Genomic DNA, 13,423 nt, shown 5'->3' on the forward strand with positions numbered 1-13,423 from the left:
TCTCGGATCACCTCCTTTCAGCGTGTACCCACAGCCTAGGAAAGCCCGGGGCGGTGCTCAACCCATTTATTCGAGCGCTTTTCCCGACGGGATCAGCCGAGCTCCGCCGCCACCAGAGCCGCCGCGTCGGCCACCAGCGGATCGACCGGGGCCGCGTCCTCCACGAACCGTGTGCTCATCACGGCGAGCAGGATCGGGCCCCCGTCGGGCGGCCAGGTGACGCCCGCGTCGTTGTTGCCGCCGTACCGTCCGCCGCCCGTCTTGTCGGCGAGGAGCCAGTCGGCGGGCAACCCCTTGCGGAACCGCTCGCCGCTGGTCGTGTTCGCGAGCATCCATCCGGTGAGGCGCTCCCGGTCCCGGCGCGGGAGCGCCTCGCCGAGCACGAGACGTCCGTACGTCCGGCCGATGGCGCGGGGTGTCGTGGTGTCGGTCCGGCGCCAGGGTTCCGCCGAGTTCAGCTCGGGCTCCCAGCGGTCGAGCCGGGTTGTACGGTCGCCGATGGACCGCGCGAACCGGGTGACGGCCTTCGGGCCGCCCAGCTCGCAGAGCAACAGGTTCGCGGCGGTGTTGTCGCTGTACCGCAGCGTGGCGTCGCAGAGCTCGGCGACGGTCATCCCGTGGGCCAGGTTCTCGGGCAGCTCGGTCCTGGGGGACCAGCCCGAACGCTTGACGTAGGCCTCTGTGTACCGGATGCGGCGCGCCAGGAACGTGCCGTCGTGGTCGAGGTCGCGGAGCACGGCCGACACGGCGAGCGTCTTGAACACCGAGCACATGGGGAAGCGCTCGTCGGCGCGGTACGCCACCGAACGCCCGGTCCGCACGTCATGGGCGAACACACCGAGGCGAGCGGCATGCCGTTCCTCCAGCTCCCTCAGCCGCCCGACGAGCCGCTCCCCGCCGGGAGCGGAGGCGTACGCCGGTCCGCCGAGAGGTAAGGCGACGGTGAGCGCGGCACCGGCGCCCAGGCCGAGAGCGGTGCGACGGGACGGGCCGAAATCTGTGATGGACAAAGCGATTCCCTTTCCGGAGCGATCACTGCACGGGTAAACACGCGCCTCGCCCCCCGACCGGTTTCGACACTCCTCTCGGAGCACGCGCTTCTCAGACACGCGCTTCCCGGAGCACACGCCCCTCGGGTCACGGGGCCCACACTCCACAGGGACGTCCTCGTCCCCTTCGGCCACGTCAGCCGTCCCGACCCTGCCAGGTCGTGACACAGGCCTCGTTGCCCTCGCGGTCCGCGAGCACCCAGAACGCGGGGGCGCGATCCCCGGACACGAGCCGGCCGCCCGCCGCCAGAGCGGCGTCGATCCTCCCCAGCGCCTCGTCGTGCGGAACGCAGACGTCGAAATGGATCCGGTTGCGCTGCGGACGCTCGGCGTCCATCTGCTGGAACCAGAGGGCCGGCCCCTGCCGGAGGGGATCGACGAGCGGGTCACTGGGGCCCTCGGAGCCCGGCTCGTCCACGTACCCCAGCACCGCCTTCCAGAACGGCCGGACGGCAGCGATGTCCAGCGCGTCGATCGCGATCTCCAGGAGCTGGACCGATCGCGGCGCCCCCGTCCCGATCTCGGGCCCGGTCCTCAGCCCCGGACCGCGCTCCTCGACAGCGGCGGAGACCCGGTGGGCGAGCCTGACATCCCGGGCCGTGACCGCCGCGTGCTTCGACGACTGCAGGGTGAGGAGGACCCGCCCGGGTCTGACGTCGAGCGTCAGATGCCGGTCGGCGTGCTCACCGCACGTCGTGACCGCGAGCATCGCCACCTCGGTCGCCTGCGCCAGCGACTCGACCGCGATCGCCGTGCGCAGGCTGCCCAGCAGGTACCGCCAACCCAGATCCCCGACCGCGGCCGAAGCCTGCGTGCCGGTCAGTGTGGTCTCCATGTCGGGCATCCTCGCAGTCGCGAGCACCGAGATGACGCACCCTCAGGGCAGTGTCAGTGCCCGTCGAAGCTCCAGGCCTCGATGTCGCGGTACCGGATCGGCCCCGGCCCGCGGCCGAAGTCGCTGCCGACCAGATGGAGCCGCTCGGCCCGCCAACGGCGGCCGGAGAAGCCGGCCAGTCCCGCGGCCACGTCCACCACGCTGGACAGATCGTCGCGGCGGGCGCGGGCCAGCGTCAGATGGGGACGCAGCGGCCGGTCCTCGAAGGGGATGCCGCACTCCTCTACCACCGTACGGACCTCGGTGGCGAGCCGGTGCAAGCCTTCCAGGTCCCCGTCGATCCCGCTCCACAGCACCCGCTCGTCGAAGTGCCCGCCACCCCGCAGCGCGAGCTCGACAGGCCGACGCGACGCCGCGAGCTCCGCCAGCGGCGGGCGCAGCCGCGGCACCGTCCCGACCGGGAGCTCCCCGAGGAACGCCAGAGTGATGTGCCAGTCCTCGATGCGGTTCCATCGCATGCCCGGATACGCCTCGTACGCGGGGCGCAGCTCCCGTTCGAGCTCCTCCTTCGCCTCGTCGGGCGGGGCGAGAGCGATGAAGACGCGAACGGTCGCGGCCCGGTCCTTCTGGTCCCCACCGGGCTGTGCTCCCTGCCCGCGCTCCTGCGTCATCTTCCCGTTCCCCGCTCGCCGCACGTCCGGCTCTCCGGACCCCGTTTCCAGCCCGGCATCATGCCCGGACCTGCGGTCTTCGCCGACTCCGCCGCCGGACCGCAAGGCCGTCGGCCGTTTCGATGCGAGGGTACGCGGTGCCCGAGCCCTCCCCGGCGCCGGGGACAGCCCGCCTCCTCCTGACCGAAGCGGGCCTTCAGCGGGCGAAGGCGGCGAGTGCGAGGCGCTGGGCCACGAGGGCACCGTTGGCGGACGGGGACGAGGTGCCCATCGCGTACACCGCGCGCAGGTCGAGATCACGGGAGGCGAAGACGCCGCTCCGGTAGCCGGGCTCGGAGCCCGTCTTGCCCCACAGGACCGAGCCGTCGGGCATGGGCGTGGACATCAGACCGACGCTGAAGCAGGCTGTTCCCTTCCCCGGGCCGGTGTTGCAGTTGGAGCCGTCGGCGTACGGCAGCGGCTTTCCGTCGATGCCCTTGGGTATCGCGAACAGCTCCGCGGTCTGGGCCGGGGGCAGCAGTCGGCCGTCGAACATGCCTCTGACGAAGCGGTCCAGGTCACCCGTGGTGGAGGTCATGCTCGCGGGGAGTCCTCCCTGCACATTGACGTCGACCAGCTCGCCGCTGCTCCTCGGGAGGTAGCCGGGCAGGTAGGGCCGGGGGACGGGCGTCGCGCGGTCCGGGGCGGCGGCCTTCGTCTGCCGCATCTTCAGCGGCCTGAGGATCCGGGCCGTCACCTCGTCCTGGTAGGAGTGCCCGGAGATCTCCTCGATGAGCTTTCCGGCCACGCGATAGCCGAAGGAGTTGTACTCCTGGCGGGTGCCGGGGCTGAAGCGCGGGCCTGGTGCCGGCCTGCCCTCGGGGCGGAGTGTCCGCCGGATGATCTTGTCGAAGGTGAGGTAGTCGAAGCGGCGCTCGATCTCCTCGTCGGGGGAGGGGACGGCCGGGTCGCCCTCGAAGTCGTGGGGCAGACCGCTGGTGTGATTGAGCAACTGCCGTACGCTGATCGGCTCCTTGAACAGGCTCTCCGGCAGCAGTCCGGGCAGATAGCGCTGAACGCTCCGGTCCAGGTCGACGCGGCCCTCGGCGGAGAGCTGCAGCAGGATCACGGCCTCCATGGGCTTGCTGACGCTGCCGATCCGGAAGTGGGCGTCGCGGCTGACGCGATGCCCGGAGACGACGTCCGCCGATGCCCCTCGCCAGGTCTCCGCGCCCTTGCGCACCTCGGCGACGACGCCGGCGGCCCCGTCGTCCGGGCGCACGGCGATCGCCTCGCGCAGGGCGCCACGGTCCAGGCCGGGGGCATCGCGGGCCAGGCCGGAGGAGGGCACGCCGCTCCCGGTTCCGGCGGTCGTGGCGAACGCGGGGGCGGCGACGCCGAACGCCATGGCAGAGGTCAGAGCGAGAGCGACGGGCAGGGCGAGGGACAGGGGCCGGGCCGAAGACCTGCGCATGAGGAACTCCACTCGAAGGCTTTGGAAGGCTCAGGAAGCCTTCGGTCGGTCGGGTCGGTCGGTGATCAAGTCCCTTCGAGTCTGTCCGCCCGACCGGTCCGAGAAGACGGGGATCACCCTGGCTCCACCCTGATTCACCCCTGACCCCGCATCAGGGGAGCACCGTGCGGGTTCACTTCGCGGAGCGCGCCCCGCGCGCTCCCTCGCGGGGGTGGTTCCCGGGGGCCGGTGAGCGTAGTTCGGCACGGCCCGCCGAAGCTGAGCGATCTGCGGCACGAAGCTGTGCGCTGCTCCCCGTACACCCGCGAAGACGGAGGTTCGTACCCCATGACCCCTACACAGCTGAGACCGGCGGAACGGCGCCGCAGGCCCGGCGGGAGGGCCGTGCTACCGGCCGCGCTCGGCATGGCGCTCGTGCTCACGCTGCCCGGCGCGGCCCTCGCGGCCCCGGGCGACCTGGACGCGACGTTCGGGCCCGACGGCCGTGTGACGACCCCCGTCACCGGGTTCGCGGAGGGCCACGACATCGCGCGGCAGTCCGACGGCAGGCTGGTCGTGGTCGGTGTGAGCGAGGCCGGTTTCGCGCTCGCCCGGTACGACACGAACGGCGGCCTCGACACCACCTTCAGCGGCGACGGCATCGTGACCAGCGACTTCGGCGGCGGCGCCGCCACCGCCAACGCGGTCGCGATCCAGCCGTCGGACGGGAAGATCGTGGTGGCGGGTACCACCGAGGTGATCGCGGAGGAGGGCGGCGGCTGCTGCTTCTTCTCCGTGGCCCGCTACAACACCGACGGCAGCCTCGACACGGGCTTCGGCTCCGGCGGCCTGGTGCGCGTCGAGGAGTTCGGCGGTTCCGCGGACGGCGCGGACGTGGCCGTGCAGCCCGACGGCCGGATCGTCGCCGCGGGCAAGGGCGCCGGCGGCGGCTTCGCCCTGGTCCGGCTGGGCACCGACGGGAGTCTCGACCCCACCCTCGGCGGCGACGGGGCGGTCGTCGCGGGCTTCACCCCCACCTCGCCCCAGGACGGCGGAGGCATCGCCCGCGGCATGGCCCTCCAGCCCGACGGCAAGATCGTCGCCGTCGGCTACGTGGGCAACACCGCCTTCGACTTCGGTGTGGCCCGCTACAACGCCAACGGCAGTCTCGACACCACCTTCAGCGGCGACGGCATGGTGACGGCGGACTTCGGCGGCACCGAGTTCGGCAACGCCGTGGCCGTGCAGCCGGACGGCAGGATCGTCGCCGCGGGATCGGGCGGCGCCGGCTTCGCCGTCCTCCGCTACAACGCCGACGGCAGCCCCGACGCAGGCTTCGGCACGGGTGGCCGTACCTCGGTCAACGCCCCGGGCGACGGCGGTATCGCGTACGGCATGGCGCTCCAGCCGAACGGCAGGATCGTGCTCGCCGGCCGGGCGGACGACCCGAACAGCTCCGAGGCCAACGACTTCGGCCTGGCCCGACTCCACCCCAACGGCAGCCTCGACACCGGCTTCGGCGGCGACGGCTTCGTGGTGACCGGCTTCAACGGCTTCGACGAGGCCCGCGGCGTGCTCGTCCAGCCGGACGGCAAGATCGTCGCGGCGGGCTACGGAGCGGGCTTCGCCTTCGCCCTCGCGCGGTACCAGGGCGGCGACGGTACGCCTCCGGCGCCGCCGAGCGCGGATCTGTCGGTGACGCAGACCGGTACGACCACCGTGAGCATCGGCGACCGCGCCACGTACACGGTCAGGGTCTCCAACGCCGTGACGTCCACGGCCACCGCGACCGGCATCACGCTGTCGGACACGGTCTCCGGAGCCGGTACGACGCTCATCTCGGCCGTCCCCTCGCAGGGCACCTGCACGACCACCACCACCGGAGCCACTTGTGCCCTCGGCTCCCTGGACCCCGGCGCGAGCACGACGGTCACGGTGACGGCAGAGCCCCGGTCCACCGGCACGCTCACCAACGCGGCCGGTGTCAGCGGCACCCCGCAGGATCCGCTGACCGCCAACAACACCGCCACCGCGACCACCGCGGTGAACAACGCGCGCGCGTGCACGATCATCGGCACCAGCGGCGCCGACACCCTCAACGGAGGCTTCAACAACGACGTCGTCTGCGGCCTCGGCGGCAACGACACCATCCGCGCGAGCTACGGCCACGACACGGTCCACGGCGGCTTCGGGAACGACAACATCGACGGCGGTTTCGGCGACGACAGCCTCAACGGCGGCCCGGGCAACGACACCCTGACCGGCTACTACGGAAACGACCGCCTGACCACCACCGACGGCACACCGGGCAACGACACCGCCGACGGCGGCCTCGGCACGGACACCTGCACCACCGACCCGGGCGACATCCGCGTCAGCTGCCCCTGAGGAGCCCCTGACGTCCTTCGAGGCGCCGCTGATCAGCCGAGGTCGGTGAGCATGTCCGAGACGGCGCCGGGGCGTCCGGGCCTCAGCAGTTTCTCGAAGACGGTGAGGACCAGTTCGTCGGTCTCGTCCAGGAGAAGGAGATCGTCGCGGCTGACGTGTCCGTCCCGGGGGCGGAAGCCGTGCTTGACGAACGACGCGATGCGGACGCCGTCCCGCATCGCGTCCGCACTCTGCCCGCCGGTGTGCAGAAACGTGTAGCTCCTGCCGTGGAGGGCGGCCCGCCCGGTCTTCTCCCCACGGCGCCCGGAGCCGGCGCCGTCGCTGACGAAGGCCTGCGGGTCGTTCGGGTGCAGCGAGATCGCACGCGGCTCACGGGCCGGCAGCGACGGGCCGTCGGCCTCGAACGCACGGATCGTGACCGCGTTCTGGCGCTTGGCGAACCACCCCGTGAAGTGCTGTACGGGTTCGATGGGGACGGACCCCCGGACGATGCCGGCGGCGTCGATCACGTCGGCGCGGGTGCGGGCGTCGTCGACGTCGATGCGCCAACCACTACGGGTGGGCCGACGCCAGAGGGGCGTGTCAGTCATGACCACAGCCTCTCAGACGCCGCTGACCGCCTCGTTCACGTACTACCCCGAGCAGCCCGCCCAGTCACGTCCCATCCGATGTGGCCGCCGTCGTCGACCTCGCCGACTCCAGCCACGCTTCCGCGATCACACGGTGGCCCAGCGGGCTCGGGTGGACGCCGTCGGGGGCGAGGGTCGCCGCCCCGAGTGCCTCGGCGGCCTGCAGCAGGGCCAGGTCCGTACGGACGACTGTGGCGCCGTGGGCGGTCGCGGCGCGCAGCACCGCTTCGGTACGCGGGAGGAGGTCCTCCAGCCAGATCTCCTGCTCGGGTCCGACCGGCAGCAGGAAGGGCGTCATGACGAACAGGTGCGGGGTGGCTCCGCCCGGGGGCGAAGCGCTCCGCTCTGCGGAGTGGGTGAGCGTGAGGGCGAGGACACGGTCGAGAGCGGCTTCGAATTCCGGTACCGGGCTGGGCAGACCGCGGTCGTAGCGACGCCATGTGTCGTTGATGCCGATCAGGACGGTGACCACGGACGGGGCGAGCCCGAGGACGTCGGTGGCCCAGCGTGCCTCGAGATCGTGGACACGGTTGCCGTCGAGTCCCTTGTTGACGACGGTCGGGGACGCGCGGTCCGTCCGCGGCGCCGTCAGCGCCTCGGCGATCAGCCGTACGTAGCCGTTGCCGAGGGAGGAGGGATCCTCCCGGTCGCGTCCTGTGTCGGTGACGGAGTCGCCGATGAAGAGCAGCCGGTCGTCCTGGGTGAACCGCACGCGTGTCTCCTCTCAGGCCTGACGGAACGTCTGGCGCATGGTCCCGAGTCCGTCGATCCCGCACTCGACCACATCGCCGTGGCGGAGGTACGGCCGGGGTTCGGGACGGCCCAGGGCGACGCCGGCCGGGGTGCCGGTGTTGATGACGTCCCCGGGGTACAGCACCATGAACCGGCTCAGGTAGCGGATGATCCCGGCGACGGGGAACACCATGTCCGCGGTCGTGCCGTGCTGGCGTTCGACCCCGTTCACCGACAGCCGGAGCGTGAGCTTCTGCGGGTCGGCGATCTCGTCCGGAGTGACGAGCCACGGGCCGAGGGGGTTGAACGTCTCGCAGCTCTTGCCCTTGTCCCACTGGCCACCGCGTTCGAGCTGGAACGCGCGCTCGGACACGTCGTGCGAAACCGTGTACCCGGCGACGCACGCGAGGGCGTCCTCGTCGCTGTCCACGTACCGTGCGGTCCTGCCGATCACCACGGCCAACTCGACCTCGTAGTCGGTCTTGACGCTGTCCCGGGGAATCAGCACCTCGTCGTACGGGCCCGTGACCGTCCACGGGTCCTTCATGAACACGACCGGCTCGGCCGGGATCTCGGCGCCCGTCTCCTCCGCGTGGTCGCGGTAGTTGAGGCCGATGCACACGACCTTCCCGGGCCGCGCCACCGGCGCCCCGACGCGTACGCGGTCGCCCGGGGAACCCGATGCGGGCAGCGCGGGCAGCGCGGGCAGCGTACGCAGAGGGGGCAGGGCTCCCTCGGCCACGGCTGCGGCCAGGCGGTCGAGCACACCGTCGGCGAGCGAGCGGTGGTCGATGTCGTCGGCGATGCCTGACGCGTCCAGGAGTCCACCCGTTCCGTCCAGGACCGCGAGGCGCTCCGCTCCGGCTTCACCGACCCTCAGCACGCGCATGCCAGCCACCCTTCACCGTTGGACATCGATCAGATATCGAGTCGATACAGAGCAACAGACATCCGATGTATCGACCCAGGAATGCAACCAATCATCCAGAGTTTTGTCCAGACGTTGGATAGGCCTCAATCGGTCATCCGATGTATCGTGTGGCGCGCCGACCGGCGCGGACACCATCACGCCCCAGGAGGCCGAGCCGATGGCAGCTGCGACGAGGATGCTCAACGCCCTGCTGGTCATGGAAGAAGAGCGCAGGGACGATGTCTACCCGGCGCACGTCATCGAGGACATCGGACGCCTCGTACGCCGGGTCACCCCCGCGCTCACCCGTGACGAGCTCCTCCGCGATCCCGGTGTACTGGGAGGAGCCGACGTTCTGCTCACCGGCTGGGGAGCGCCGGTACTCGACGCGCACCTGCTCGCCCACGCGCCGAGGCTCCGCGCCGTCATGGTGGCGGCCGGTTCGGTACGGCATCTGACGCCACCGGAGTTCTGGGCCCGGGGTATCCCCATCGTGTCCGCCGCCAGGGCCAACGCGATCCCGGTCGCCGAATTCAGCCTGGCGCAGATCCTGCTGGGCCTGAAGCAGGTCCATCGCCTCGGTCGCGAAGCGGCCGCGGGTCGCCGTTTCCCGCACAACCCCCGGGTGCCCGGGGGGTACCGCTCCCGCGTGGGGTTGCTCGGGCTCGGCGAGATCGGCCGGCTCGTCGCCGAGCACCTGCGGCGCTTCGACGTCGAGGTGCTCGCCTGTGATCCCGTGATCGATCCGGCCGTCGCCCAGGGCCTCGGCGTCAGGCTCACCGGTGTCGAGGAACTCTTCGGGGTGTGCGACGTCGTGAGCGTCCACGCCCCGCTGCTGCCCGAGACCGAAGGCCTCGTCGGCAAGCGGCTGATGTCGCTGCTCCCCGAGGGTGCCACGCTGATCAATACGGCCAGGGGTGCCGTACTGGAGGAGCCGGAGGTGATCGGCGTACTCCGCGACCGGCCCGACCTCACCGCCGTACTCGATGTGACCTGCCCCGAGCCGCCCGATCCCCACTCGCCGTTGTTCACGCTGCCGAACGTCGTGCTCACCCCCCACCTCGCCGGTGCCATGGGCGGGGAGCGTGCCCGCCTGGGTGAGCTCGTCCGCGACGAGCTCACCCGACTGGTACGGGGCGAGCCCCTCCGGCACGCCGTCGAACAGTCCGGGGCCTCGACCCGGGCGTAGGGGGCGCCCAGCGCATCAGTACATCGGCGCGCCGGCGCACGAGCGGCGAACCGTACGTGACGAGCGACGAGCGACAAGTGGCGGAGTGGCGGAGTGGCCTGTTCGCCGGCCCTCCGCCCTCCTGCCGCCCGCCATACATCGGATCTTTGACTGTCATCGAGTCAGATCCCCGCGGGAGCGCTCCCGCCGTCGAAGCGAAGCGCTTCACCTTCAATTCCGGCTCCCGCACTGCTCAAGCGGGTCATCGACGAAGCGGCGACCGCGCTCCGGGGCCGACACTCATCGGCCCCAACTCTTTTGAGTCATCGGACTATTGACCCCCGATCGGCCGAGCGTTAGCGTCCCCGGCAAGCGCTTACAGGCCAGCTGCCGAGGGCGGCGAACAGGAGTTGTCATGAAGAGAACGCGATGGATCGGTGCGGGTCTCCTCGCCTCGGCGTTGGCCCTGACGAGCTGTACGTCCGGTCCTGCGGGGGTGGACGCCAAGCAGGACCCCAAGGCCGAGCTGGAGCTGTGGACCAGGACCACGCCCGGCGGCCCCGGGGAGAAGGCGACACTGCGGCTCGTCGACGGCTTCGAGAAGGCCACCGGGCACAGAGTGAAGGTCACGGCGATCTTCGACGACTTCGAGACCAAGCTCCAGCAGCGCGCCGCCCAGCGGAACCTCCCCGACATCGTCATGAACGACGTCACCCAGCTCGGCGCCATGCACAGCCAGGGCCTGCTGAGGGAGATCGACCTCAGCAGGATCGAGAGCAGCCGGGACCTCGTCGAGCAGGGGTTGAACTCCGGCAAGAGCGTCGACGGAAAGCAGTACGGCATCCCGTACTCCGCCCAGGCCGGCGCCCTCCTCATCCGCAAGGACTGGCGCGAGAAGCTCAAGCTCGAAACCCCGCAGTCCTGGGACGACCTCGCGGCGATGGCCGAGGCCTTCACCACCCGGGACCCCGACGGCAACGGCAAGCAGGACACCTACGGCCTCGCCGCCCCGCTGTCGACCAAGCGCGGCTATGCCTCCTGGTACTTCTCCAACTTCCTCTGGGCCGCGGGCGGAGACTTCATCACCGAGTCCGGCCCGGGGAAGTACAAGCCGTCGATGAGCGGCAAGGAGTCGACGGGGGCCGCGCGGTGGTTCCGTGCGCTGGGCTGCGACAAGAAGGTCGTGCAGCCCGGAGCCGTCACCATGGACACCCCGCCCACGAACGAGACGTTCGAGGCGGGCCGGACCGGCATGTTCGTCGTCGGCCCCTATCTGATGCCCCGCTTCGACAAGTCGCTGGGGAAGGACAAATACGAGGTCGTCCCCATGCCCAAGGGGCCCAAGGACGCCACCGTGCTCGCCGAGGGCGGCTCCGTCTATCTGATGGCGGGATCGGAGAACCGTGCCGGACAGGACGCCTTCGCCGGGTACGCCATCTCCGCCGAGGGCCAGAAGCTCGGTATGCAGGGCGAGGACGGCTCCACCGTCCAGCTCCCGGTGAACAGGACGGTGGACGTCACCGAGGTCCGACCCGACCCGCGCTGGAAGACGTACGCCGAGATCTACCGTTCCTCCGGGCGCTACGCCCCGTCCATCCCCAACTGGACCCCGGTCCGGCAGACCACGGCCGAGACCGTCAACGCGCTGATGGCCGACTGCTCCCTCGACCTGGGCGAGAAGCTGCGTGAGCTCGACAAGAAGCTCGCCGGGATCCTCCAGGAGCAGGGAATCGGCGGATGACGAGCGTCGGCCAGGTGAAGTCGGCCGCGCGGACGGCGGCCGGCACCACCCCGCGGGCAGAGGGCGGGCCGGCGCCGACCTCGGCCGGAGGCGGGCCGCCCGCCGGTCGCCGAGTGACGAATCGCCGTGCGAGGAGTCGTCGGGCGGGCCGATGGTGGACACCGTGGCTCTTCCTCGCCCCGGCGCTGATCCTCTTCCTCTACTTCAAGTTCATCCCCATGGCCAGCGCGCTGACCATGTCCTTCCAGGACGTGCAGCCCTACCTCGGCAACCGGTGGGTCGGCGGCGAGAACTACGCCACGGTGCTGTCCTCGGACGGCTTCCGGGAAGCCGCCTGGCACACCGTCGTCCTCGCCGTCGGCCAGACCCTCGGATCGATGGCGCTCGGTCTCGCCCTCGCCCTGCTCATGGAGGGGCAGGGGCGCAGGCTCGGTTTCGTCCGCTCGGCGGCCTTCCTGCCCGTCGTCGTACCGATCGCGGTCGTCGCCGAGCTCTGGCGGATCATGTACCACCCCACCGGGGACGGCATGCTCAACTCCCTCCTCGGCCTGGTGGGGTTCGGCCCGTCGGGCTTCATCAACGACCCCGACACCTCCATGGCGTCCATCATGCTCACCGGCATCTGGCGGGGAGCCCCCTACGACATGATGATCTTCCTCGCCGGTCTGGCCGGGGTGGACCGAGGTCTGTACGAGGCCGCCAAGGTCGACGGCGCGTCGAGGTTCCAACGCATCCGCCATGTGACGGTCCCAGGACTGCGCGCCGTCCTCACCATCCTGTTCATCCTCGCGGCCATCCGGGGCCTGCGCGTCTTCACCGAGGTCTTCCTGCTCACCAACGGCGGCCCCGACGGCTCGACGGAGGTCGTCATGACCGTCATCTACAAGCTGGGCCTCGAACAGAACCGGCTCGGCGTCGGCGCGGCCGGAGCGGTCCTCCTCTTCCTGGCGACGCTGCTTCTGACGGTCTGCGTCCACCTGTTCCGACGGAGGGGTAACGAATGAGCGCGCCGACCGAGACCGCGCTGGGTCTCACCGAGAGCCGGAGCGCCGGCGGCCGTGTCCTGAAGGCCGTCACCTACCTCCTGGTCCTGCTGGTGTTCGCCGGACCTCTGCTGGCCCTGCTCGTCAGCGCGTTCAACCACGTCAAGGACCCGACCCAGCTCAGCGTCGTCCCCTCCGACCCCACCGTGGACAACTTCAGGGTCGCGTTCGACCAGGGAGTCCTGAAGTACCTCCTCAACTCGTTCTTCGTGGTCGGCTTCGGACTGCTGCTCCAGGTGGCCGTCTCCGTGCTCGCGGGCTACGCCCTCGCCAGGAAGCGGTTCCGGGGGATGTCCCTGGTGTTCGTCGCGATCCTGGCCACGCTGATGCTGCCGGAGGAGATCCTGGCCATCCCGCTGTCCGTGATCCTCGCCGACCTGCCGGTCGTCCACATCAACCTGATCGGCTCGCTCGCCGGCATGATCGTGCCCCTGGGAGCCTGGGCGTTCTCCATCCTCGTCATGACCGAGTTCATGAAGGAGGTCCCCAGGGAGCTGGAGGAGGCCGCCCGCATCGACGGCGCCGGAGACCTGCGGATCTTCGCCCAGATCATCCTCCCCATGTGCAAACCCGCGCTCGGGGTCATCGGCGTCTTCGGCTTCACGATGATCTGGGACCAGTACCTGCTGCCCCTTCTCGTGGCCACGGACTCCTCCTCGTACACGCTGCCGCTGGCCCTGCGCACCCTGCGGGTCGACCCGCTCGTCACCCCCGGCGTGGTGATGGCCGCGTCGCTGCTCGCCCTGCTGCCGTCCGTCGTCGTCTTCCTCTTCTTCCAGCGCTCCTTCGTCCACGGCCTGTCCAGCGGTGCCCTCAAGGGGTGAC

At 70.7% G+C, this 13,423-nt stretch carries 12 protein-coding genes; 5 read left to right on the forward strand and 7 right to left on the reverse strand.

Annotation, left to right across the window (positions count from 1 at the left end; all coding sequences use genetic code 11):
- Positions 1–92 precede the first annotated feature (92 nt).
- The 4 genes from bla to ACH4MY_RS10130 form a co-directional block, all read right to left on the reverse strand.
- A complete protein-coding gene (gene bla, locus ACH4MY_RS10115; protein WP_398000197.1) occupies positions 93–1,010 on the reverse strand; it encodes a class A beta-lactamase in 918 nt (305 codons plus the stop codon).
- 175 nt (positions 1,011–1,185) lie between these two features.
- Positions 1,186–1,884, reverse strand: a complete 699-nt coding sequence (locus ACH4MY_RS10120; protein ID WP_398000200.1) for a VOC family protein — start codon at positions 1,882–1,884, stop codon at positions 1,186–1,188.
- A gap of 53 nt (positions 1,885–1,937) precedes the next feature.
- Positions 1,938–2,555: an RNA 2',3'-cyclic phosphodiesterase gene (gene thpR / locus ACH4MY_RS10125; RefSeq protein WP_398000202.1), complete on the reverse strand. Its 618-nt coding sequence runs from the start codon at positions 2,553–2,555 to the stop codon at positions 1,938–1,940.
- A 196-nt stretch (positions 2,556–2,751) separates the two neighbouring features.
- The gene (locus ACH4MY_RS10130) at positions 2,752–4,008 is read right to left on the reverse strand and encodes a serine hydrolase domain-containing protein (protein WP_398000205.1); all 1,257 of its coding nucleotides are present in this window, start codon (positions 4,006–4,008) and stop codon (positions 2,752–2,754) included.
- 327 nt (positions 4,009–4,335) lie between these two features.
- Between ACH4MY_RS10130 and ACH4MY_RS10135 the strand changes: the two genes are divergently transcribed.
- Entirely contained in the window at positions 4,336–6,375 is a 2,040-nt protein-coding gene (locus ACH4MY_RS10135) for a calcium-binding protein (protein WP_398000208.1), read from the forward strand.
- Positions 6,376–6,407: 32 nt separating this feature from the next.
- On the opposite strand, the gene ACH4MY_RS10140 is transcribed toward ACH4MY_RS10135, so the two are convergent.
- From ACH4MY_RS10140 to ACH4MY_RS10150, 3 genes are all read right to left on the reverse strand, one after another.
- Entirely contained in the window at positions 6,408–6,965 is a 558-nt protein-coding gene (locus ACH4MY_RS10140) for a hypothetical protein (RefSeq protein WP_398000210.1), read from the reverse strand.
- 64 nt (positions 6,966–7,029) lie between these two features.
- Positions 7,030–7,716, reverse strand: coding sequence for a GDSL-type esterase/lipase family protein (locus tag ACH4MY_RS10145; protein WP_398000213.1), 687 nt, complete (start codon positions 7,714–7,716; stop codon positions 7,030–7,032).
- A 12-nt stretch (positions 7,717–7,728) separates the two neighbouring features.
- Positions 7,729–8,625: a fumarylacetoacetate hydrolase family protein gene (locus ACH4MY_RS10150; protein ID WP_398000215.1), complete on the reverse strand. Its 897-nt coding sequence runs from the start codon at positions 8,623–8,625 to the stop codon at positions 7,729–7,731.
- Between the two features lie 199 nt (positions 8,626–8,824).
- Between ACH4MY_RS10150 and ACH4MY_RS10155 the strand changes: the two genes are divergently transcribed.
- The 4 genes from ACH4MY_RS10155 (at position 8,825) to ACH4MY_RS10170 (ending at position 13,422) form a co-directional block, all read left to right on the forward strand.
- Positions 8,825–9,835, forward strand: a complete 1,011-nt coding sequence (locus tag ACH4MY_RS10155; protein ID WP_398000218.1) for a hydroxyacid dehydrogenase — start codon at positions 8,825–8,827, stop codon at positions 9,833–9,835.
- A gap of 394 nt (positions 9,836–10,229) precedes the next feature.
- Positions 10,230–11,555 carry an extracellular solute-binding protein gene (locus ACH4MY_RS10160; RefSeq protein ID WP_398000221.1) on the forward strand — a complete coding sequence of 442 codons (1,326 nt, stop codon included), beginning with the start codon at positions 10,230–10,232 and terminating at the stop codon, positions 11,553–11,555.
- A complete protein-coding gene (locus ACH4MY_RS10165; protein ID WP_398000223.1) occupies positions 11,552–12,559 on the forward strand; it encodes a carbohydrate ABC transporter permease in 1,008 nt (335 codons plus the stop codon). Before ACH4MY_RS10160 ends, ACH4MY_RS10165 begins: the two co-directional genes overlap by 4 nt.
- Positions 12,556–13,422: a carbohydrate ABC transporter permease gene (locus ACH4MY_RS10170; RefSeq protein ID WP_398000225.1), complete on the forward strand. Its 867-nt coding sequence runs from the start codon at positions 12,556–12,558 to the stop codon at positions 13,420–13,422. Before ACH4MY_RS10165 ends, ACH4MY_RS10170 begins: the two co-directional genes overlap by 4 nt.
- The last annotated feature ends 1 nt before the right edge of the window (position 13,423 follow it).

Origin of the sequence: Streptomyces sp. NPDC017246, from assembly GCF_044331325.1 — a bacterium.
Taxonomy (GTDB): Bacteria; Actinomycetota; Actinomycetes; order Streptomycetales; family Streptomycetaceae; genus Streptomyces.

Excerpts from the sequence above, each read along its gene's own strand:
- ACH4MY_RS10120 (WP_398000200.1), bottom strand. The coding sequence starts at position 1,884 with ATGGAGACCACACTGACCGGCACGCAGGCTTCGGCCGCGGTCGGGGAT.
- thpR (WP_398000202.1), bottom strand. The coding sequence starts at position 2,555 with ATGACGCAGGAGCGCGGGCAGGGAGCACAGCCCGGTGGGGACCAGAAG.
- ACH4MY_RS10130 (WP_398000205.1), bottom strand. The coding sequence starts at position 4,008 with ATGCGCAGGTCTTCGGCCCGGCCCCTGTCCCTCGCCCTGCCCGTCGCT.
- ACH4MY_RS10135 (WP_398000208.1), top strand. The coding sequence starts at position 4,336 with ATGACCCCTACACAGCTGAGACCGGCGGAACGGCGCCGCAGGCCCGGC.
- ACH4MY_RS10140 (WP_398000210.1), bottom strand. The coding sequence starts at position 6,965 with ATGACTGACACGCCCCTCTGGCGTCGGCCCACCCGTAGTGGTTGGCGC.
- ACH4MY_RS10150 (WP_398000215.1), bottom strand. The coding sequence starts at position 8,625 with ATGCGCGTGCTGAGGGTCGGTGAAGCCGGAGCGGAGCGCCTCGCGGTC.
- ACH4MY_RS10155 (WP_398000218.1), top strand. The coding sequence starts at position 8,825 with ATGGCAGCTGCGACGAGGATGCTCAACGCCCTGCTGGTCATGGAAGAA.
- ACH4MY_RS10160 (WP_398000221.1), top strand. The coding sequence starts at position 10,230 with ATGAAGAGAACGCGATGGATCGGTGCGGGTCTCCTCGCCTCGGCGTTG.
- ACH4MY_RS10165 (WP_398000223.1), top strand. The coding sequence starts at position 11,552 with ATGACGAGCGTCGGCCAGGTGAAGTCGGCCGCGCGGACGGCGGCCGGC.
- ACH4MY_RS10170 (WP_398000225.1), top strand. The coding sequence starts at position 12,556 with ATGAGCGCGCCGACCGAGACCGCGCTGGGTCTCACCGAGAGCCGGAGC.